The 19,570-nt window shown below is 60.8% G+C and carries 15 protein-coding genes; 7 read left to right on the top strand and 8 right to left on the bottom strand.

The window, feature by feature from the left end; translation table 11 throughout:
• Positions 1–81 precede the first annotated feature (81 nt).
• A complete protein-coding gene (locus tag PQQ52_RS30750) occupies positions 82–969 on the bottom strand; it encodes a helix-turn-helix transcriptional regulator (RefSeq protein ID WP_408220079.1) in 888 nt (295 codons plus the stop codon).
• A 276-nt stretch (positions 970–1,245) separates the two neighbouring features.
• Here PQQ52_RS30750 and PQQ52_RS30745 point away from each other — a divergent pair, with 276 nt between their 5' ends.
• From PQQ52_RS30745 to PQQ52_RS30730, 4 genes are all read left to right on the top strand, one after another.
• Complete coding sequence (locus PQQ52_RS30745) at positions 1,246–2,316, top strand: extracellular solute-binding protein (protein ID WP_408220076.1); 1,071 nt, start codon at positions 1,246–1,248, stop codon at positions 2,314–2,316.
• A 166-nt stretch (positions 2,317–2,482) separates the two neighbouring features.
• A complete protein-coding gene (locus PQQ52_RS30740) occupies positions 2,483–4,042 on the top strand; it encodes a DUF3138 family protein (protein WP_408220073.1) in 1,560 nt (519 codons plus the stop codon).
• A gap of 8 nt (positions 4,043–4,050) precedes the next feature.
• A complete protein-coding gene (locus tag PQQ52_RS30735; RefSeq protein WP_408220071.1) occupies positions 4,051–5,700 on the top strand; it encodes an amidohydrolase in 1,650 nt (549 codons plus the stop codon).
• A gap of 507 nt (positions 5,701–6,207) precedes the next feature.
• Complete coding sequence (locus tag PQQ52_RS30730) at positions 6,208–6,588, top strand: DUF5594 family protein (protein ID WP_408220069.1); 381 nt, start codon at positions 6,208–6,210, stop codon at positions 6,586–6,588.
• Here the strand turns inward: PQQ52_RS30730 and PQQ52_RS30725 are convergent.
• The 5 genes from PQQ52_RS30725 to PQQ52_RS30705 form a co-directional block, all read right to left on the bottom strand.
• Complete coding sequence (locus PQQ52_RS30725) at positions 6,585–8,168, bottom strand: methyl-accepting chemotaxis protein (protein ID WP_408220066.1); 1,584 nt, start codon at positions 8,166–8,168, stop codon at positions 6,585–6,587. The genes PQQ52_RS30730 and PQQ52_RS30725 overlap by 4 nt on opposite strands.
• A gap of 544 nt (positions 8,169–8,712) precedes the next feature.
• On the bottom strand, positions 8,713–10,824 hold the full coding sequence (locus tag PQQ52_RS30720) for a phosphocholine-specific phospholipase C (protein WP_408220063.1): 2,112 nt from the start codon (positions 10,822–10,824) through the stop codon (positions 8,713–8,715).
• Positions 10,825–10,905: 81 nt separating this feature from the next.
• Complete coding sequence (locus PQQ52_RS30715; protein WP_408220060.1) at positions 10,906–11,229, bottom strand: hypothetical protein; 324 nt, start codon at positions 11,227–11,229, stop codon at positions 10,906–10,908.
• 137 nt (positions 11,230–11,366) lie between these two features.
• Entirely contained in the window at positions 11,367–11,828 is a 462-nt protein-coding gene (locus PQQ52_RS30710; protein WP_408220057.1) for a RidA family protein, read from the bottom strand.
• A 91-nt stretch (positions 11,829–11,919) separates the two neighbouring features.
• A complete protein-coding gene (locus PQQ52_RS30705) occupies positions 11,920–12,783 on the bottom strand; it encodes an IclR family transcriptional regulator (RefSeq protein ID WP_408220054.1) in 864 nt (287 codons plus the stop codon).
• Between the two features lie 118 nt (positions 12,784–12,901).
• Here PQQ52_RS30705 and PQQ52_RS30700 point away from each other — a divergent pair, with 118 nt between their 5' ends.
• The 3 genes from PQQ52_RS30700 to PQQ52_RS30690 all read left to right on the top strand — a co-directional run bounded on the left by PQQ52_RS30700 (position 12,902) and on the right by PQQ52_RS30690 (position 16,832).
• A complete protein-coding gene (locus PQQ52_RS30700) occupies positions 12,902–14,104 on the top strand; it encodes an aminotransferase class V-fold PLP-dependent enzyme (protein WP_408220051.1) in 1,203 nt (400 codons plus the stop codon).
• A gap of 158 nt (positions 14,105–14,262) precedes the next feature.
• Positions 14,263–15,381 carry a porin gene (locus tag PQQ52_RS30695; protein WP_494478225.1) on the top strand — a complete coding sequence of 373 codons (1,119 nt, stop codon included), beginning with the start codon at positions 14,263–14,265 and terminating at the stop codon, positions 15,379–15,381.
• A gap of 80 nt (positions 15,382–15,461) precedes the next feature.
• Entirely contained in the window at positions 15,462–16,832 is a 1,371-nt protein-coding gene (locus PQQ52_RS30690; protein WP_408220048.1) for a GntT/GntP/DsdX family permease, read from the top strand.
• A gap of 211 nt (positions 16,833–17,043) precedes the next feature.
• On the opposite strand, the gene PQQ52_RS30685 is transcribed toward PQQ52_RS30690, so the two are convergent.
• Both PQQ52_RS30685 and PQQ52_RS30680 read right to left on the bottom strand, forming a co-directional pair.
• Positions 17,044–17,874, bottom strand: a complete 831-nt coding sequence (locus tag PQQ52_RS30685) for an alpha/beta fold hydrolase (RefSeq protein ID WP_408220045.1) — start codon at positions 17,872–17,874, stop codon at positions 17,044–17,046.
• A gap of 8 nt (positions 17,875–17,882) precedes the next feature.
• On the bottom strand, positions 17,883–19,475 hold the full coding sequence (locus PQQ52_RS30680) for a benzoate-CoA ligase family protein (RefSeq protein ID WP_408220042.1): 1,593 nt from the start codon (positions 19,473–19,475) through the stop codon (positions 17,883–17,885).
• Positions 19,476–19,570 lie beyond the last annotated feature (95 nt).

Below are 19,570 nucleotides of genomic sequence, written 5' to 3'. Positions count from 1 at the left end.
CTGGCAGAAACGCTGGGTGTTGCAACGACCGGTTGAATCCGCCGCTCACACCGCTAGCTTATAAGCGGGTCCCCCGCACAGTTACGGTAGTGGTGCATCTGGAATCTGTGTCTTCGCACATTCCACGTTGGTGACACGGCGTTCATTTGCTCCCGCTCCGTGCACCGCCGATAACAACCCGCGGCGTGAACTTACGCCAAGCTTCGCGAAGGCGCGCTTGGCATAAGTCTCAACCGTCGATTCTTTTACGCCCATTGCCTCTGCCGTCGATAGTGTTGTCATGCCCTTGACGAAGGACGAACACACACTGGCTTCCCGCGACGAAAGCAGGATCGAGCGGCGTGTCAGATAGGCCTGGAGCACGTCCGCGGGCGCGATCCGGTTGATGTTGTCGTCGAGCGGCACGCCGACCATGCGCGTATGCAGTTCCGCCAGCGGCAATAGCACCTGGCCGAGGTGCTTGAGTACGCTCAACTCGTAGAGCGAGAACGCCGGCAAACGCCGTGCGCGACAGGTGGACAGCGAATAGGCGATGCCGTTGGACGGCCGCACCACGATGCACTCGTCGTGAATATTCGCAACGTCGTAGATCAGACAGCGCATCTCGGTATCTTCGATTGTCTGTGCCGACCGGTGAATCAGTTCGGCCTGCCGGGCATCGGAAACGCGGTCGTTGAGCGGATCGCGGTCGGCGAAACTGCCGAAGTACGTTTCCATGGTCCGCTGCAAGTGTTCGTGGTCGGGCGCATAGCTGCCGATCCACTCGATGCGCCGGGCGCGTGTTTCCTGCGACGTCATGCGCGCCCGTTGCAGATGCAACGAATCGCAATCGACGAATTGCTTCACGCAATCGAATAGTTGCCCCAGAAAACGCGATGAACCGGCCGAATCGACCACCGGACCCATGGCGTTCGACAGCGCGGCCAATTGCCCGATAGACAGCGGTGTGGTGGAGGAAGAGGCGTTCATAACCTGATATTTTTCAACGACGGGTCGTGGCAACCTCCACTGATAACACGAAAAAATCGGCGCGCCCACTGCGGCTTACCCCTCCACATACCGGCGGCAAGCGCCAGGGCCCCGAAAACCCAAGGCAGGACGTTTATATTCTGCGTGTCCCCCCTCAGTCGGGACAGACGCCGTAATTTCGCCTCCCTAGACTCTGCCCATCGTTGCATCATCATGAACCGGGGATGGAGGTCGAGGATGGAAATCAGCGGGTGGAGTAAGAGACTGGCGCGGCCGATGCGGGCACTATCGGTATGTTTGCTGACCGCGGCGGCGCATGCGGACCCGGCGGTCGTGAACATCTACAACTGGGGCAATTCTATCGGCAAGGATACGGTCGCCAACTTCGAGAAGGCGACCGGTATCCACGTGGTGTATCAGGAGTTCGACAGCAATGAGACCTTGCAGGCCAAACTGCTCTCCGGCAGCTCCGGCTACGACGTGGTGGTGCCGTCTGACGCTTTCTGGGCGAAGCAGTTGGCCGCCGGCATCTACCAGCCGCTCGACAAAACCAGGCTGCCTAACTACGCGCTGCTGGACCCCAGGCTGATGGCGCTACTCGCTGCAGACGACCCCGGACATCAATACGGCGTGCCATGGAGTTGGGGGACGGACGGTTTCGGGATCAACGTCGAGAAAGTGCAGGCTGCGCTCGGCAAGGACGCAAAGCTCGACGGCCTCGATCTGCTGTTCGATCCCAGGAACGCGGCGAAACTGAAAAGCTGTGGCATTTCACTGATCGATTCCCCACGCGATGTATTCGGCAGCGTGCTGCTGTATATGAAGCGCGATCCGAATAGCGCCAATCCCAGGGACTACCAGGATGCAATGACCGTGTTGAAGGGTATTCGGCCGTATATCGCGCAGTTCAGTACCGGCAGCTACATCGGTGACCTGGCGAACGGCGATATCTGTCTCGCGCTCGGCTGGTCGGGCGACGTGAACACTGCGCGACGCTCCGCGCTCGATGCGCATCGCTCGTATCACATCAAATACATTCTGCCGAACGAAGGTGGCCCGATCTGGTTCGACGTAATGGCCGTGCCGAAGGATGCGCCGCATCCCGATGCCGCGCTGAAGTGGATCAACTTCGTGCTGTCCGAGAAGGAAAGTGCGAACCTGACGAACGACACCTCCTATCCCACCGGGGTCCCGAGCGCGTCGAAACTGGTGCATGCGGACGTGCTGGCCGATCCCGCGGTGTTCCCGCCGCCTGCGGACTTCAACAAGCTATTCGCGGTCAAGCCTTTGCCGACCGAGATCAACCGGCTCGTGACGCGTTTGTGGCAACAGTACAAGACGGACTAGCGACCTGAACGGGTTATCTGAAGAAGCTGCGCAACCTGGTGACATCAGTGCGTTTGATACGTAACTGAGTTCCGCAGCGACCCCGCGCTCCTACAACAAGCACGCTTTCTGCCGCCGCGTTTCGCGACGCGGTGCGGATCAACTCGTCTCTTCGATATCTTCCACCATGAAACTGAAAGTCATTGTTCTGGTGAGCGCACTCGCGTTCCAGTTGACTGCTCTTGCCGCACAGACGGACGCTGCGGCGAATCCGTCTGTCGCCGCGCAACTTGATGCATTGCAGGCACAAATCACTTCGCTGCAAGCGGAGATTCATAGCCTGCAGGCTCAGGCCAAGGTTAGGACGACGCCGCAGATAACGGCCGCATCGGCACCAGCGTCTGCCACAGCCGCCGCTTCTGCTTCCGCACAGGACTCCGCAACATTGGCGCGTGATTTTCAGTCGATGCACGAGCAGGTCAACAATCTCACGCTGAAAACGGACTCGCTTGAAGATGCGGCCACCACCGGCCCGCTCGCCGGCCTGAGCGTGACAGGCTATATCGACCCGCTGTACCTGTACAACCGAGCGCGGCGTTCAGGTGGTTTCCAGTTCCTGAATCATGACCCGGGCGTCTACGACTACTTCGAAAGTCAGATCGGCGATGTCTATCTCGACATCAAGAAGACCTTCGGCGTCGGACCGCTCGCGCCGGCGGCGGAGATCGTGATCCAGCCCAACCGCGGCGTGGGTTCGACCTTGAGCAGCGGGCACGGCAGCGTCGGCAACAACATTCTGACGCAGGCCGATGTGACGGTGCCGCTGAGTTCGCTCACCACCTTCACGGCGGGTTTGTTGCAAAGTCCGATTGGCTATGAGGCACTGCCGTCGAATCAGATGCTGACACTGACGCACAATCTGCTGTATGACTTCAGCGAACCGGCGGGCATGGTCGGCATTGGCCTGAAGGGAAACAACGCGATCTTCACGCATTTCTGGCAGGTGTACATCGCGAATGAACAGTTGCGCACAGCGGGGGCGATCGTCAACGGTCCCAACAACACTTCGCAGAGCAACTGGGTGCCGTCGATCAGCGCGCGCTTCGACGATGCATTGTCGACCGCGCTCGACATCGGCGTGGCCGGCATGATCGGTCGCTCGACGCTGTTCTCACCGTGCGCGAATCCGGGCGGCTATGGTTACCAATGCAATGCATCGACGCCCTTCGGCATGATGCGCTACGTCGAAACCGATCTGACCTACACACGCGACAAGCTGCAACTGAACGCGCAACTCGACTACGGCGAACAGCAGAAGGGCGCTTACGACGGCGGCACCGCGCGCTGGTACGGCATTTCATTACAGGGCCACAAGAAGTGGACTTCCACGTGGCTCGGCCACATGGGCGCGACGCTGCGCTTTGACTATCTGAACGACACCGCCAACGGCGGCGGCGCGCCGAACATTCTGTATGGACTCTCCGGCGGTAATCCATCGGTGAATGCGACGAGCGGCTTCGGCATCGACCCTGCATGCTTCTCCGCTTCGACGCGCAATGGCGCCGAGTGCAAAGGCGCGACGCACTACGACATCACGGCCGACCTGCTGTTCTTCCCGACCCAGCAGATCACGCTCAAGTTCGAGTACCGCCACGACCAGGCCAACCATCCGGTGTTCCTGATGAACGACGGCACCTATTCACGTGCCAACGACATTCTGGCGACCCAATTCATCTATTCATTCTGACGACTATCATGGCTAACTTCTCACACGACGCCACACGCAACGCGCTGCGCTACCGCAACTGCACCTTCGTCAACGGTGCGATCTACACCGGTGGCCCGACGCCCACCTTTGCAGAATGTCTCGCCGTGCGCGACGGGTTGATCGCATACGTTGGCAGCCGCGCGGGTTTGCCGGAGGCGCTTCACCAGGCGGAGGAAATCGATTTGCGTGGTCGCATGATCGTGCCTGGCTTTACGGATTCGCACGCGCATCCCGTCGAAGGATTTCAGCTGACGTGTGACGGCGATCTCGGCGACGCACATTCATTCGACGCAATTGCCCACCAGGTCCGCGAATGCGCTGCTTTGCATCCGCGGCGAAGCTGGGTGATGGCGGGCAACGTTGCACTCGAAGCGCTCGGCGCGCGGCTTAATCGTACGGCACTCGACGCGATGGTGCGTGACCGTCCACTGCTCCTGATTGGTCACGACGTACATTCCGGCTGCCTGAATACAGCTGCATTGCGTGCTCTCGGCGTGAGCGCAACGACTCCGGACCCCGAAGGCGGAATTTATGAACGCGACGAGCATGGCGAGCCCACGGGCGTCGTACATGAAGCCGCGCTATACGGGCTGTTTCGCCATCTCCCGCAAATGGGCGCTGATGAATCCGCGCTGGCGTTGCAGAAGGCGCAACGCCAGGCCCATGAAAACGGCCTCACGGGGTGGTTCGAAGCGATGGTGGGGCAACGTCTCGTCGATGCCTACGTGCGCGCGCGGGACAACGGCGAATTGAAGGCGAACGTGAGCCTGGGGTTGCTGGTGTCGCCGAATATGTCGCTTGCGCCGCAGATTACCAAATTGATTGACTGGCGCCACCAGTACAACGGCGGCCGCGTACGTTTGCACACGGCAAAGATCTTCATCGACGGCGTACTTGAGAGCCACACAGGCGCATTGTTGGACAACTACGAAGACGCCGACCACAACGGTGCTGCGCATTGGGATCCTGCGCAACTGCGCGAGGCTGTATTTGCCGCTGACGCTGCTGGCTTCGACCTGCATTTCCACACGATCGGCGACCGGGCGGTACGCATGGCATTGGACGCACTCGAAGCGCTGAACCACGAACGCGGCCGCCGCGACCGCCGAGCGCAACTAGCGCACGTACAACTGATTGATCCACAGGACGTACCGCGTTTCGCGCAGACCGGTGCCATCGCATCGATTCAGGCCGTATGGGGCAGTGTCGCACCGGATTTGCGGGACCTGTACACGCAATTGCTGGGAGAACGGCGAATGAGTCGCCACTATGCGTTTGGCGATTTGCAGCGCAATGGTGCGATGTTATCGGGCGGCTCCGACTGGCCGGTATCGACACAAAACCCGCTGGTAGCAATAGAAACAGCGTTGCGCCGCGCGAGACCGGGCGATATCGAAAGCACCCCGTTCCTTCCGGAGCAAAGCGTCGATCTCGCGACGATGATGCAGGCGTACACGCACAATTCCGCGTACAGCTTACGCTTCGATGACCGGGCCGGCCAACTGAGCGCGGGCCGTCCGGTATCACTCGCGGTACTGAGTGAGGACATACGCGAAGTGGCGCCACATCGAATAGCGGAAGTGGCGACGACGATGACGTTGTTCGAAGGCGAGGCGGTATACGGAAAAATTGATTAATGAGGCGAGAAAAGGCGGGGCAAGCGGAGAATACGCGCCACGCCCATCATGCCTACGTACCCCACTGGTTCCCGTCGCATACCCATCCGCGACGCACGTAGTGCGGAGTGGGAGCGGATGAGTGCCTGGTCAGCAGCGCGGAGTGTGCGAGGGCACGGATTCCAGATGCACCACTACCGCAACTGCACGAGGGGGCCCGCTTAAGAATTAGCGGTGCAAAGCCGCTTTCTTTGCTTATCCTTCTTTGCGGCGGCAAAGAAAGTAAGTGCCGCCCCGCACAGGGGCGACACTAACAAACCAATAAGAAACCAAGGAAAGGCCAACGCCACAGGCAACCAGACAACAAGCGCCCGCACCCAAACACCAAAGAAAATGCACGCAGATGCAACAAGGACACTACAAAGACGCTACAAAGACACGGCTAACATGCGACAAGTACACAACAGGTAGCGAGTCTACCCACATGCTACGATACCTCGCACGTTGTAAAGACCGCCGGAGACATAGATGCGCCCAGAAACTGCTATCCGTTTCGATGAACAGTTTGCGCCTCGCATCGCCGAGGCGATCGCCGCATGTTTCGCCACCACTGTCCATACCGAAGTGCTGCCTTACGGCGGCCACGGCCATCCCACACGCGTGCGGATTCACGCAGTGCCGATCGAAAGCGTGGGCCACTACCCCCATCCCTTGAATCTGTTTCTCACCTGGGACAACGACGAGATCGAGCGCCTGATGGGCGCGGAAGGGCCGGTGCGCTTCGCGGGCTATCTGGCCGCGCTGCCGCGCAAGCTCGAAGCCTGGCGCCATGTTCGCGAACTGGATTTTCTCTCGCACACACAGGCCGACCCGGTGGTATTGATCGGCGGCCTCGATTTCGGGTCTTAAGACGCCGCCAGGCCGATCCGGAAGAAACTCACACTTTGCACCAGGCTTGATGCCTTGCTCTGCACCGCATCGGCCGCCGCGGCCGCCTGCTCGACCAAAGCCGCATTGCTCTGCGTCACCTGATCCATCTGCGTGACCGCATCGTTCACTTCCGCAATGCCCGCTGCCTGATCGACGCTAGCCGTCGCGATCGCCTCGACGATGCGCGTCACGCTGCCCGCGCTTTGCACCACGCCGTCCATCGTGTTACTTGCGTGGTTGATCAACTGCGTGCCGGTGTCGATCGTGGTAACCGACTCGCGAATCAGCGCCTTGATCTCACGCGCGGCATCGGCCGAACGTTGGGCGAGACTGCGCACTTCGCTCGCGACCACCGCGAAGCCGCGCCCTTGCAGGCCGGCCCGCGCGGCTTCAACCGCGGCGTTGAGCGCCAGAATATTGGTCTGCGCCGCAATGGCCTCGACCACCGCGATGATATCGACGATGCGCCTGGACGCTGCGTCGATCTGGCCCATCGTGCGCACCGCATCGGTCATCACGACGCCGCCGTCGCGCGCGGCTTGTGCTGCTGTTTGCGCAAGTGAAGTGGCTTCGCGTGCATTGGCCGCGTTGCGCTGAACCGAGTCGGTGAAATGCTGCATCGACGCGGCGGTTTCTTCGAGGGAAGCGGCCTGTTGTTCAGTGCGCGCCGACAGATCGAGATTGCCCGCGGCGATCTCCTGTGTCGCCGACGAGATCGTGTTCGCGCCTTCACGAATTTCGCTGACGATATGCCGCAAGCGCTGATTCATTTCGTTGAGCGCGACCAGCAACTGACCGGTTTCGTCGCGGCTCACCACGACGACGTCGGCGCGTAGATCGCCCGCCGCGACGGCTTGCGCGACCCCCACCGCCTGCCTGACCGGCAGCGTAATGCTGCGGCTGAGGAACCAGACCGCGAAAGTGCCCACGCCGAGCGAGCAGATCACGACCGAGAGCAGCAGCACGCAGGCGAGCGTGTACGCGTGTTCTGCGGCGTCGCCCGTGCGCACGGTGGAGTCTTGCGCCTGTTGCATCACCGAAGCGACGATGTCGTCGATGGCCGCGGTCGGTGCGCGGTCGATGCCTTTGACCAGGCCGTCGACGACGTGCGCGGTATTCGGGTCGGCCGCGTCGTAATGCTTGAGCGCATCGCGGTAGCTGTCCTGCAACGAGGCGTGCGTGGCAAGTGCTTTGTCGACACCGTCGGTGTTGGCGCCCAAGACGCTCAGTTGATCCTTCAACCGCAGCAGGGCTGCGTGCGTCGTGCCGCTTTCCTTGCTGAAGGCGTCGCGGTACTTGGCGAACGCGGCCGAATCGGCACCGCGCAGCAGCAAGTCCTTCCATTCCTGCACCTGTTTCTTGAATTCGACTTGCGCGACACGCGCGGTGTCGGCGGCCTGCGCATACTGGCTGAGTGTTTGCGCGGACCGGATTTGCAACGCATGCGTATTCGACAATGCATGCCAGCCTTCCAGACCCACCACCGTCGTGGCGGCGAGCAGCACGGCGCCGAGCAGCGCCAATTTAACGGCGATCTTCAGATTTCTATAGAACGTCACTGCGATTTCCTTGGTCAGACCTTAGTCCAGCTTGAATTGCGTCACAGCACTTGCTAAGCAGTGAGTCGTAGTCGATGAGGCGGGGTGTCATACGCGGTATACGGCTTGGGCAGCGGGGACTTGAGCGGGGAATGCTTTCAGTTTCCGACGATTGCCGGGGGGCCGCTTGTGGCGGCACGCCGCGATGCTGCATACTTTTTCGTGCGACGCGGATTTTTCAATAGATGCCTAAGCACCGCCACAGCAAGCGTCTGCGAGGCGCTGTATTTGTATGACAATAATGATCAATGCGACGCGCTGTGCCGATGCAGGCAGATGGTTTCACATCATCGGAGAATGCAGATGATGCGGATAGTCGAGCGTCTTGCCTACTATGCGGAGTTCGTTGTGCAAGCGATTCGCGAGAAGATGCGCGAGTGTGCGTCGGGAGGGCGGCTGTAGCGGCTTGAGCCTACGGCTTAAGCGTTACGATGCGAACGCATGAAAAAGCGGCCATTGCTTTCTATCGCAGCGGCCGCTTCTTTGGTAAGGGCTTGGTGGAAACCTAGCTGCCTAGCGCCGGATCGCTCATGCTGCTCTTGCCGGTTTCCACGTGTCCGGCGAAGCGCCGCGCGAACGACGGATCCGTGTCGACGGTAATCGCCAGGTCGTACCAGCCATAGGCGTTGCGCAGATCGAGGTACAGCTGTTCAGTATCGCCGCCGCGCACCGAATGCTTGACCACATTGCCCGCGTCATAGGCATTGACGATGGTGAACTGGCAGCGTGCGCTACCCACGTTCTCCAGCCGTAATTGCAGGTTGCCGTTCGCGACGTCGTAGCCTTCGGCCACTTCCGGTCGCGCGATATCGGAGCCGTGCCACCAGCTTCTTGCGACCGGTTTGCCCGCGAAGCGGCGCAGAAAACCGTTCGGGCCGTAGACGGTGTAATCGTAAGTACCGTCGACATTCAACGGCAACTGATCCTGCAGCCGCTTGCCGGCTTCCACCGTATACGTCAGCGGCGCGGCGAGGCCATTCGCCGCATAGACGAGAAACACGGCACCCGTGCGGCCCGAATTGACGAAACGCATCGTCAGCTTGTTGGCCGACCCTTCACCATGCACGCGCACGAACAGCTCGTACGGCAGGGCGCGAGCCGGGCGTACGCCGGGTTCCTGCTTCGGCACAGCCTGCATGAGCGGCGGCAGCGGGACATAGTCCGGATGACGATTCTGGTCCGGCGGCACATAGCCGCTCGTGCTCGGCAGCGTCGGAAAGGCGTCGTTCGGGGTGCTGAAGTTGAACGCCGACATCAGATCGCCGCACACCGCGCGGCGCCAAGGCGTGATGTTCGATTCGCCGAGATTGTGCTGTTCGCCGAAGCGCTTTTCGATAAAGCGGATCACCGACGTATGGTCGAACAGTTCTGAGCACACGTAGCCGCCTTTCGACCACGGCGAGACCACCAGCATCGGCACGCGCGGGCCGAGTCCATACGGGCCAGCCGGTGTACTACCGTTGCCCGCGTAGTTTTCATTGCTGGTGTCCACGGTCGACAAACCATTTGCACTCGATGCCGGCGCGAACGGCGGCGCCATGTGATCGAAGAAGCCGTCGTTTTCGTCGTAATTGATCAGCAGCACGGTCTTGCTCCATACCTCCGGATTCGACGTGAGAATCTGCAAGACCTGATCGACGTACCACGCACCGTAGTTGGACGGCCAGTTCGGGTGCTCGGAGTACGCTTCCGGCGCGACAATCCACGAGACTTGCGGCAGGGCGTTGTTCTGCACGTCGCGTTTGAGGATGTCGAAGTAGCCGTCGCCATTGGCCGCGTTCGTGCCGGTGCGCGCATTGTCGTAGAGCGGGTTGCCCGGCTGCGCGTTGCGATACTGGTTGAAGTAGAGCAGCGAGTTGTCGCCGTAGTTGCCAATATACGGGTTCTGCGTCCAGCCCCACGAGCCGCTGGCGTTGAGTCCTGTGCCGATGTCCTGATAGATCTTCCAGGTGATCCCGCCGTTCTGCAGCACTTCCGGATACGTGGACCAGCCGTAGCCGAGTTCCGAGTTGTCGATCACGGGGCCGCCGCCGTTGCCGTCGTTGCCGACCCATCCGCTCCACATGTAGTAGCGGTTCGGGTCAGTCGGGCCCATCAGCGAGCAGTGGTACGCGTCGCAGATCGTGAACGCATCGGCAAGTTGATAGTGGAACGGAATGTCGTCGCGCGTGAGGTAGGCCATCGTCGTGGTGCCCTTGGAAGGCACCCATTGATCGTAGCGGCCGCCGTTCCATGCTGCGTGCGTGCTGGTCCAGTCGTGCGCGAGGTCTTGCAGGAATTGCAGGCCGAGGTTCGGCGCGCTGGGACGGAACGGCAACACATAACCGACATCCGCGGCGAGCGGTTGATACCACACCGGCTTCCCGTTGGGCAGGTTGATCGCGCGCGTGTCGCCGAAACCGCGTACGCCCTTGAGCGTGCCGAAGTAGTGGTCGAACGAGCGGTTTTCCTGCATCAGCACGATGATGTGCTCGACATCGCGAATGCTACCGGTCTTGTTGTTGGCGGGAATCGCGAGCGCGTTGCGAATGCCCAGCGGCAACATGCTCAACGCGGTGGCGGATCCGGCGGCGTGCGCGGCGGAGCGCAGAAAATCACGGCGATTTTTTGAAGTCATGGTTTTGGCTTTCGATCTTCATAAGAGGAACGAACCACGCGGCGCGCGAACATGAGCCGCGCATCGCGTGGGGCGCGGAACTCAATCTACGGTGTGGATGACGGGTGTGGCGAGCCGCGTCGATGCGGCAGCGGACTGAGCCGTGTCGGCGTTTGATGCGGGCAGTGCTGGGGTTTGAATCGTGAGTGCAGGTAACGCTGGTGAGGCGGACAACGGATTTGCCGACAGGACCTGCGAAGCGCCGCCGTTATCGCCGGCACCGTCGGTAGAACTCGTGGCGCTCGTGTCCGGTGCCCGGTCGTCGTTGCCGCAGGCGCCAAGCAGGCCGCATAAGGACACGGCAATCAGCGCAACTGCCAAACGTTTGCGATGTAAGGCAGCAGTCGGCTTCGACATAACGGACATGGCAATGTCTCCGGCACGGGGAGGATGCGCCAAGGCATCCACGTGCCCAGGTCAGCGATGCGCAAGAATAGTCGCTGACCTGTGTAACTTTTGTGAAGATGTGGAAATTTGGGTATTTGTTGAGAATTGGGCGACCGTCAATCCTGGATTGCGACGATCGCTTCGATCTCGACCGTGATATTGCCCGGCAGGGAACCCACGCCGACCGCCGAGCGTGAATGGCGACCGGCATCGCCGAATACATCGACGAATAGATCCGAGCAGCCGTTGATCACGCGCGGGTGCTCAGTGAAGTCCGGCGCCGCGTTGACCATGCCCAGCAGCTTGACGACGCGCTTCACGCGCCGCAGATCGCCCAGTTCGTTGTGCAGCACGGCGAGCAGATTCAGGCCGACCATCTGCGCGTGCCGGTACGCTTCGTCCGCGCTGACGGTGGCGCCGACCTTGCCGGTCATCAGCGAACCGTTTTCGTCTAGCGGACCCTGGCCGGACAGAAACAGCAGATTCCCCTCGCGTGTGCAGTGAGTGAAATTGCCGATCGGCGTCGGCACTTGCGGGAGCTTGAGGCCGCGCGTGTGCAGCCGGTCGTAGCAGTTCATCGATGAGGAAGTGATGGTGAGCGGTCTTTAAGGAGTAAGCGTTGCGCGCAGGGTGGGATTTAAGGCTTCGTGCTGGGGGCTTTGGGCGGCGTTACGCCGCCGGCTCCTGCTCGCGATGCCGCCAGCCGAGGCGCGCTTCGATGCGGGCGGCCACTGCTTGCACGGCGAGCGCGAAACGTTCGGTGCCAAGGGCGGCTTTCGCCTCGGGCATCACGATCGAAATCGTGAACACACACGTACCGGTGTTATCGAGCACGGGCGCCGCGAGGCACGCCACGGACGCATCCGATTCGCCGATCTGAATCGACAGCCGCGCTTCCAACGCTTCGCGGGCAACCTGTGCGAGCACCTGCGGCCGCGTTTCCGCACGACCGGTGGGCGAGCTTTGCGCATGCTGCGCAAAAAACGCGACCCGTTCGGCATCCGGCAGATGCCCCACGAGCAACCGGCCGGATGCGGTCCAGTTGAGCGGCACGCGACTGCCCACGCGCGAAGTCACACGAAAATGCCGCGGCCCTTCGGCCATTTGCTGTACCACCATCATGCCGTCTTCAAGTCCGCAGACCTGCACGGTCTCTTCGACTTCGGCGGAGAGACGCTGCATTTCCTCATGCGCGACCGCGAGGTAGTCGAGCGAGCTGGCGTACGTCAAACCGTAACCATACAGACGCGAGCCGAGCCAGATCGTACCGTCCATGCGCCGCGCCAACAGGTTCTTCTCAACCAGATCGTTGATGATCGAATACACGGTGGACAACGGCGCGCCGACCATGCGCGCGACCTCGTACGCAGTGGCGGGACGGTTCGCGTGCTGGAGCGCGTCGAGAATCTGTACAGCGCGATCGATCGCGCTGGTGCGCGTGCGTGGCGCGGCAGCTTCAACCTGCGCTTTCGCGCCGGCGGGTGCCGAAGCAGGGACTGATTCAGATGCGGAAGATCGGGACGTGCGAGCCATCGTGCTCCTCTGACGCGGGTTGTTTTTGTCCAGTTGACGCAGGGTGATTGTATGCTAGACTAATCCGCAATTACAACATATATTCCATAATTAAGAAATACCGAGTTGGAGGCGCTTCATGGACATTCGCTCTCGCTTTGGCTTACGCCCTGTCATCAATGCTTCGGGCACGATGACGAGTCTGGGCGCGTCCACTGTTAGCGCACCGGTAATCGACCTGGTGGCGCAAGTGCTGCCGCAATTCGTCGAGATCGACGATCTGCAACGCAGAGCCTCGGCGGCGATCGCCGAAGCGTGCTGCAGCGAAGCCGGGTACATCACTGCATCGTGTTCGGCAGCGATCACGCTTTCCATCGCCGCCGCCATGACAGGCGACGATCACGGCCTGATCGAACGGCTTCCCGACACGGCCGCCATGCCGCGCAATGAAGTCGTGATTCAAACCGGCCACCTCGTCAATTATGGCGCACCGGTGGACCAGGCGATCCGTCTGTCGGGCGCGCGCGTCGTGCCGGTAGGCGCGGCGACCGAAGCGCACGGCTATCAACTGAATACCGCCATCACCGAACGCACGGCTGCGGCGCTTTACGTGGTTTCGCATCATACGGTGCAATTCGGCATGATCCCGCTCGAAGAATTCATTGCGCTCGCGCATGCGAAGGGCGTGCCCGTGATTGTCGATGCGGCTTCCGAATACGACCTCAAACGCTTCATTGCAGCCGGCGCCGATCTCGCGCTCTACTCGGCGCACAAATTTCTCGGCGGGCTGACCGCCGGCATTGTCGCGGGTAAGAAAGCACTGGTACGTGCCGCGTATTTCCAGAACGGCGGCATTGGCCGTTGCATGAAAGTCGGCAAGGAAGGCGTTGTCGGCGCGATCGCCGCGCTTGAACAATGGCAGCAGCGCGACCATGCTGCGGTTCGCGCTCGCGAGCGTGGCTACCTCACGCTGTGGCGCGAGACCCTGAGCCGATGCGACGGTGTACGGGCGGAGATTGATGCCGACCCGACCGGCAATCCGCTCGAGCGTCTGAAACTGCATATCGATCCAAAGCAGGCTCGGATCACTGCGTGGGATCTTGCCGATGCGCTCGCGCGGCCGCCCGAAGGCGAGGCGCCGGTGATCGTGCGCGATCATGAAGCGGAACTGCATTTCTTTTTCCTCGACCCGTGCAACCTGCATCCGGGCGAAGAACAGATCGTCCTGGCTCGACTCATTGCTGAGTTGGAGTGCGCGCGACAGTTGCCCGAACCCATCGTAACGCCGTTTTATCAGCGAGACGCGCGCCGTATTGCCGCGCGTCGGAATTGGCCTGATTGATTTTCTCCTGCTTCATATCGATTCACCGATGACTGTTGTTTGACCGTAGCACCGGACTTCGTTTCGGTGCCGTTTTGACTTGCCCGCTTAGTACTACTTATATCGCCGGAACATCACCGTGTAACCGGCGTTCATTTCTCTATCGACTTGAGGAAACCATGATGCACAAGCAGATTCTTCGTACGGCTATCGCATTCGCTGCCGCCGGACTCGCCGCGCAGGCCGCCCACGCGCAAAGCAGCGTGACGCTATACGGCATTGTGGATGCCGGCTTTACGTTCACCAATAACCAGAAGGGTGAAAAGGCGTATCAGGCGACGCAGGGCAATGTGCAGGGTTCGCGCTGGGGTCTGCTCGGCACCGAAGATCTGGGCGGCGGCAACAAGGTCATGTTCAAGCTCGAAAATGGCTTCAGCCTCGAGAGCGGTGCATCCGGTCAGGGTGGTCGCATATTTGGCCGTAGTGCATGGATCGCGCTCTCCAACAACACGGCGGGCACGATTACGCTCGGTCGTCAGTACAACAGCGTGCAGGACTATCTGTCGAACATGCAGATCAATGGCGTCGGCGCAATGAGCCAGTACGGCAACGCGATCTACGACAACGACGATATCAACAACACGTATCGCACCAACAACGCGGTCAAGTACACCACGCCGACGTATGCAGGGTTCACCGCGAACGCAATGTACGCGTTCTCGAACACCGCGGGCGAGTTCGCCAACAACCGCGCATGGAGCGTCGGCGCAGATTACGTAAACGGCCCGCTCCACCTGGACGCTGCTTACTCGCTGGTCAATCAGCCGGCCACCGGCACTGCGGGCGCGGCACCGTCTGACAACTACTACAGCACCAGTTCGTCGATCATCAGCGGCGTGAAGCGCAACCAGGTGTGGGGCGCGGGCGGTTCGTACGTGTTTGGCCCAGCCACCGTCGCGCTGCTGTACACGAACTCGCAATTCCAGTTGCTCAGCGGCGGCAGCCTGCGTTTCGCCAACTATGAAGCCAGCCTGAAGTATCAGTTCACGCCGGCTACGCTGCTCGCGCTTGGCTACATCTACACGACGCAGAACACCAGCGGCACCACGGCCACCAATGCTCACTACAACCAGTTGAGCGTCGGCGGCGAATACTTCCTGTCGAAGACCACCGACCTCTACTTGAACGGGATCTACCAGCGCGCCTCCGGTTCGCACGCATGGGTCGAAGGCATTTCGAATCCGTCGAGCAACAACGGCCAGTTCGTGACCGTCGCCGGCATCCGCCACAAGTTCTAAGTACGCCGCCCGCGCCGCTGCTCGTACAACATTCCGCTTAACGGAAGCTGCGGCGCGGATCTTTCTCTTCAGGAGCACCTATGGCGACCGTTCAAGGAAGTCTGTTACTCGTCTATGCATTGATTGCCATCATCGCGCTGGTCGTACTGATCGCGCGCTTCAAGATGAATCCCTTCATCACGTTGATGATGGTGTCGGTGGCGTTGGCGCTGGCCGTCGGTATGCCGGCGACGTCGATTCTCAAGTCCTTCGAAACCGGCGTGGGGGGCACGCTCGGTCACATTGCCATCGTCGTCGGTCTCGGCACGATGCTCGGCAAGATGATGGCAGAGTCGGGCGGCGCCGAACGTATCGCGCGCACGCTGATCAGCCTGTTCGGGCCGAAGAACGTGCATTGGGCGATGATGTGCATCGCGTTTCTCGTCGGCTTGCCGGTGTTCTTTGAAGTCGGTTTCGTGCTGCTGATTCCGATCGCGTTCAATGTCGCCCAGCGAACGGGTACGTCGATGATTCGCGTCGGCATTCCGATGGTGGCGGGCTTGTCTGTCGTACACGGTCTGATTCCGCCGCATCCGGCTGCGTTGCTCGCGGTCACTGCGTACAACGCGGATATCGGTCACACGATTTTCTACGCGCTGATCGTCGGCATTCCGACGGCGGCCATTGCGGGTCCGCTGTTTTCCAAGCTGATCGCTCGCTTTGTCGTGCTCGACGGTTTCAACCCGATGGCGCAGCAGTTCATCGAACAGGACGCAAAGCGCTCGCATCAGGAACTGCCGGGCTTCGGCATCACGTTGTTGACGGTGCTGTTGCCAGTGTTGTTGATGCTGGTCGGCAGCTGGGCCGATGCGATCGTGCCGGCCAAATCGTCGCTGAACAGCGCGCTGCGCCTGATTGGACATCCGGACATGGCTTTGCTGCTGGCCGTGCTGTTGAGCTTCTACACGTTCGGCAAGTCGCGCGGCTTTAACCGCGAGCAGATCCTCAAGTTTACCAACGAGTGTCTTGCGCCGACTGCGAGTATCACGCTGGTGGTCGGGGCGGGCGCGGGTTTCGGGCGCATTCTGATCGATAGCGGTGCGTCGAAGGCCATCGTCGATGTCGCGACGGGCGCGCATGTGCCTCTGTTGATTCTCGCGTGGCTGGTGGCGGCTTTGATCCGTGTGGCGACCGGTTCCGCGACGGTAGCGATGGCGACGGCGGCCGGCATCATTGCACCGATCGCGGCAGCGGCGGCAGGCACGGTGGGCGGTGTGCGACCCGAGTTGCTGGTGCTGGCCACCGGTGCGGGTTCGCTCATTCTGTCGCACGTGAACGACGGCGGCTTCTGGTTGGTGAAAGAGTACCTCGGCATGACCGTGCCGCAGACCTTCAAGACGTGGACCGTTTGCGAAACGATTATTTCGGTCACGGCGCTGGTGTTGACGTTGGGGCTTTCTACCGTGATTTGAGCGGGAGGAGGTCTGATCGCGGCGTGTCTTGAGGATGCGCCGCGATGGGGTCATATATAAAACGTTCGATGCTCATTATCGCGCGACGTGCAGGAAGGCGCGCCGCTGTCCGTTGCTCCGGCAGCGGCAAAGGCGGGGCCTTACTATGCCGCATAAAAAAACTGCGCCGAGGCTGCGCAGTTGCACGGTGTTCCAATGCAGTCGTTCTCGGCTAGCGCTGTTTCGCAACGAAAGCCGCAATTGCCTCATTCAACACATCCGGTGCATCGCGATGCGGCGAGTGTCCGCAAGCGTCGAGTTTGACCAGTTGCGCATGCGGCACGTGCTCGGCAATCGTATCGATCTGCGCCATCGTGCCGTAGTTGTCGTCGTGACCTTGCACCGCGAGTAGAGGTTGCTTGATAGCGGCTAGTTCGTCGGCGATGCTCCATTCCCTGAACGCCGGATTCAACCAGATATCGTTCCAGCCATAAAACGCGGAATCGACGTCGGCGTGATAGCGGCTGAGTTTGCTGCGCAGATCCGTGGTTTCGTAGAGATCTTTGGTCTGCGCAATGCTTTCCACCGAGATATCTTCGACGAATACGTGGGGTGCAATCGCCACGGCTCCGGCCAATGCGTCCGGATGCAGCGCTGCATACAACAGCGCGATCGAACCGCCGTCGCTATGGCCGACGACCCACATGCGCTTGCGTTCTTGCATGTCGATATCGAGTGCGTCGAGCAACGCGGGCAGGATATCGCATGCTTGTTCCGTCATGAAATCCACCGGCCATTTGACCTCATGCGCACGCGGTGTCGAGAATCCGTAACCGGGCCGCGAATAGACGAGGCCACGCATGCCGAGCCGATCGCACAATGCTTGTGGCCAGTCACGCCACATTGCAATCGAGCCGAGTCCTTCGTGCAGGAAGACGGCGATGGGCGCATTGCCTGCTGCCTCATTCACCCGACGATATTCGATGCGCAACGGCCCACGCGACGCCGTGGCAGGCAACTCAGCGAAGTCGCTAACGAAGGTTGAGGTTGTGGGGTTCTGCATGGATCACCTTATGACTGCTCGCGCAGTTTGAAGCGTTGAATCTTGCCGGTAGCCGTTTTTGGCAAATCGTCGACGAATAAAATATCGCGCGGATACTTATGCGGCGCGAGCCGCTCCTTGACGAAAGCTTTCAACTCATCCACGAGTATCTCAGACGGCGCGAATTCGCGCTTCAACACCACGAATGCGCGGGTCTTCACAAGGCCGCCATGATCTACGCCGACCACCGCCGCTTCCAGCACCGCATCGTGCTGCACCAGGACCATTTCCACTTCGACGGGCGATACGTACTGGCCGCTCACTTTCAGCATGTCGTCGCTGCGGCCCGCGTACACGTAGCAACCGTTCGCCAGGCGGCAGTATTTGTCGCCACTGCGAATCCACTCGCCGAGGAACGTCGCACGCGACTTCTCGCGATTACTCCAATACATGAGCGCAGCACTCGGCCCTTTGATATACAGATCGCCGACTTCGCCGTCAGGCACCGCGTGACCGGCTTCGTCGCGCAGTTCGATTTCATAGCCGGGCACGGGGCGGCCCGTGGTGCCGTATTCGACCGCGCCCGCGCGATTCGACAGGAAGATATGCAGCATCTCGGTCGAGCCGATACCGTCGAGAATCTCGCAGCCGAAGTGTGCTGTAAAGCGCTCGCCAATTTCGCGCGGCAGTGCTTCGCCCGCCGACGTGCACACGCGCATCGCGACATCGGCGCGCGCGGGCAGGTTAGGGCACACGAGCATACTCGCGTACAGCGTCGGCACGCCGTAGAAAATGGTCGGACGGTGCCGCACAAGGCGCGTGAAAATGGCCTCGGCGGTGGGGCGCTCGGCCATCAATACAGCCGTAGCACCGACCGAAAGCGGGAACGTCAGACCGTTGCCCAGACCATACGCAAAGAACAATTTGGCCGCCGAGAAAACCACATCGCTTTCGACAATGCCAAGAATCGGCTTCGCGTACAGCTCAGCAGTCCAGTACAGATTTGCATGCGTGTGAACAGTGCCTTTCGGTTTGCCGGTCGATCCTGACGAATACAGCCAGAACGCAATATCATCGCAACCTGTCGTGGGCGCTTTAATGGCCGGCGTGGCCGCGTCGATCAGATCCTTGAGTAGCGGCGCGATTAACGGCTCGTTTTCGGGCGGCTGTGAAACGATCAGCTGGCAACCGTCATGTTCCGCCGTATCCATCGCCTGCGTCACATTCGACAGCAAGGCACCCGATGCGATCACGGCGCGCGCGTGGCTGTGCGTCAGCATGTACACATAGTCGGCCGCGGTGAGCAGCGTGTTCGCGACTACTGGCACGACGCCCGCATAGAGTGCACCGAGAAAGGCGATCGGCAGTTCGACGGTATCGAGCATCACCAGCAGCACGCGTTCTTCCGGATGGACGCCCAGGGTGCGCAATGCGCTTGCGAAACGCCGGGCCCGTTCTTCTAGTTCGCCGTAGGTGGTGGTGCCGGTGTCGTCGATATAAGCGGCCTTGGCCGCGCGCGATTCATTCAGTCGAAACAGGTAGGCTGCGAAATTAAATACCGCGGGCGGCGGTTCGACTGTCGCGGCGGGCTGACTCGCAGCCGGTTCCAGCAGGGCTTCCATATGTCTCCTCCATCGGGTGGGGGCGGTCCGGCGGTTATGTGCTCATGATCCGCTCGATGCTTGCTACCTCATTGCTTGCTGCTTATCTTGTGCGG

Source organism: Paraburkholderia sediminicola (genome assembly GCF_046030555.1).
GTDB classification, from domain to species: Bacteria; Pseudomonadota; Gammaproteobacteria; order Burkholderiales; family Burkholderiaceae; genus Paraburkholderia; species Paraburkholderia sediminicola_E.
Note: the sequence above shows the minus strand (reverse complement) of the source record. Positions and strands in the feature narration are given on the sequence as shown.

Coding starts and splice junctions, on each gene's coding strand:
- PQQ52_RS30745 (WP_408220076.1), top strand. CDS start 1,246: ATGCGGGCACTATCGGTATGTTTGCTGACCGCGGCGGCGCATGCGGAC.
- PQQ52_RS30740 (WP_408220073.1), top strand. CDS start 2,483: ATGAAACTGAAAGTCATTGTTCTGGTGAGCGCACTCGCGTTCCAGTTG.
- PQQ52_RS30690 (WP_408220048.1), top strand. CDS start 15,462: ATGGCGACCGTTCAAGGAAGTCTGTTACTCGTCTATGCATTGATTGCC.
- PQQ52_RS30715 (WP_408220060.1), bottom strand. CDS start 11,229: ATGTCCGTTATGTCGAAGCCGACTGCTGCCTTACATCGCAAACGTTTG.
- PQQ52_RS30710 (WP_408220057.1), bottom strand. CDS start 11,828: ATGAACTGCTACGACCGGCTGCACACGCGCGGCCTCAAGCTCCCGCAA.
- PQQ52_RS30680 (WP_408220042.1), bottom strand. CDS start 19,475: ATGGAAGCCCTGCTGGAACCGGCTGCGAGTCAGCCCGCCGCGACAGTC.
- PQQ52_RS30705 (WP_408220054.1), bottom strand. CDS start 12,783: ATGGCTCGCACGTCCCGATCTTCCGCATCTGAATCAGTCCCTGCTTCG.
- PQQ52_RS30735 (WP_408220071.1), top strand. CDS start 4,051: ATGGCTAACTTCTCACACGACGCCACACGCAACGCGCTGCGCTACCGC.
- PQQ52_RS30750 (WP_408220079.1), bottom strand. CDS start 969: ATGAACGCCTCTTCCTCCACCACACCGCTGTCTATCGGGCAATTGGCC.
- PQQ52_RS30695 (WP_494478225.1), top strand. CDS start 14,263: ATGATGCACAAGCAGATTCTTCGTACGGCTATCGCATTCGCTGCCGCC.
- PQQ52_RS30720 (WP_408220063.1), bottom strand. CDS start 10,824: ATGACTTCAAAAAATCGCCGTGATTTTCTGCGCTCCGCCGCGCACGCC.
- PQQ52_RS30700 (WP_408220051.1), top strand. CDS start 12,902: ATGGACATTCGCTCTCGCTTTGGCTTACGCCCTGTCATCAATGCTTCG.
- PQQ52_RS30730 (WP_408220069.1), top strand. CDS start 6,208: ATGCGCCCAGAAACTGCTATCCGTTTCGATGAACAGTTTGCGCCTCGC.
- PQQ52_RS30685 (WP_408220045.1), bottom strand. CDS start 17,874: ATGCAGAACCCCACAACCTCAACCTTCGTTAGCGACTTCGCTGAGTTG.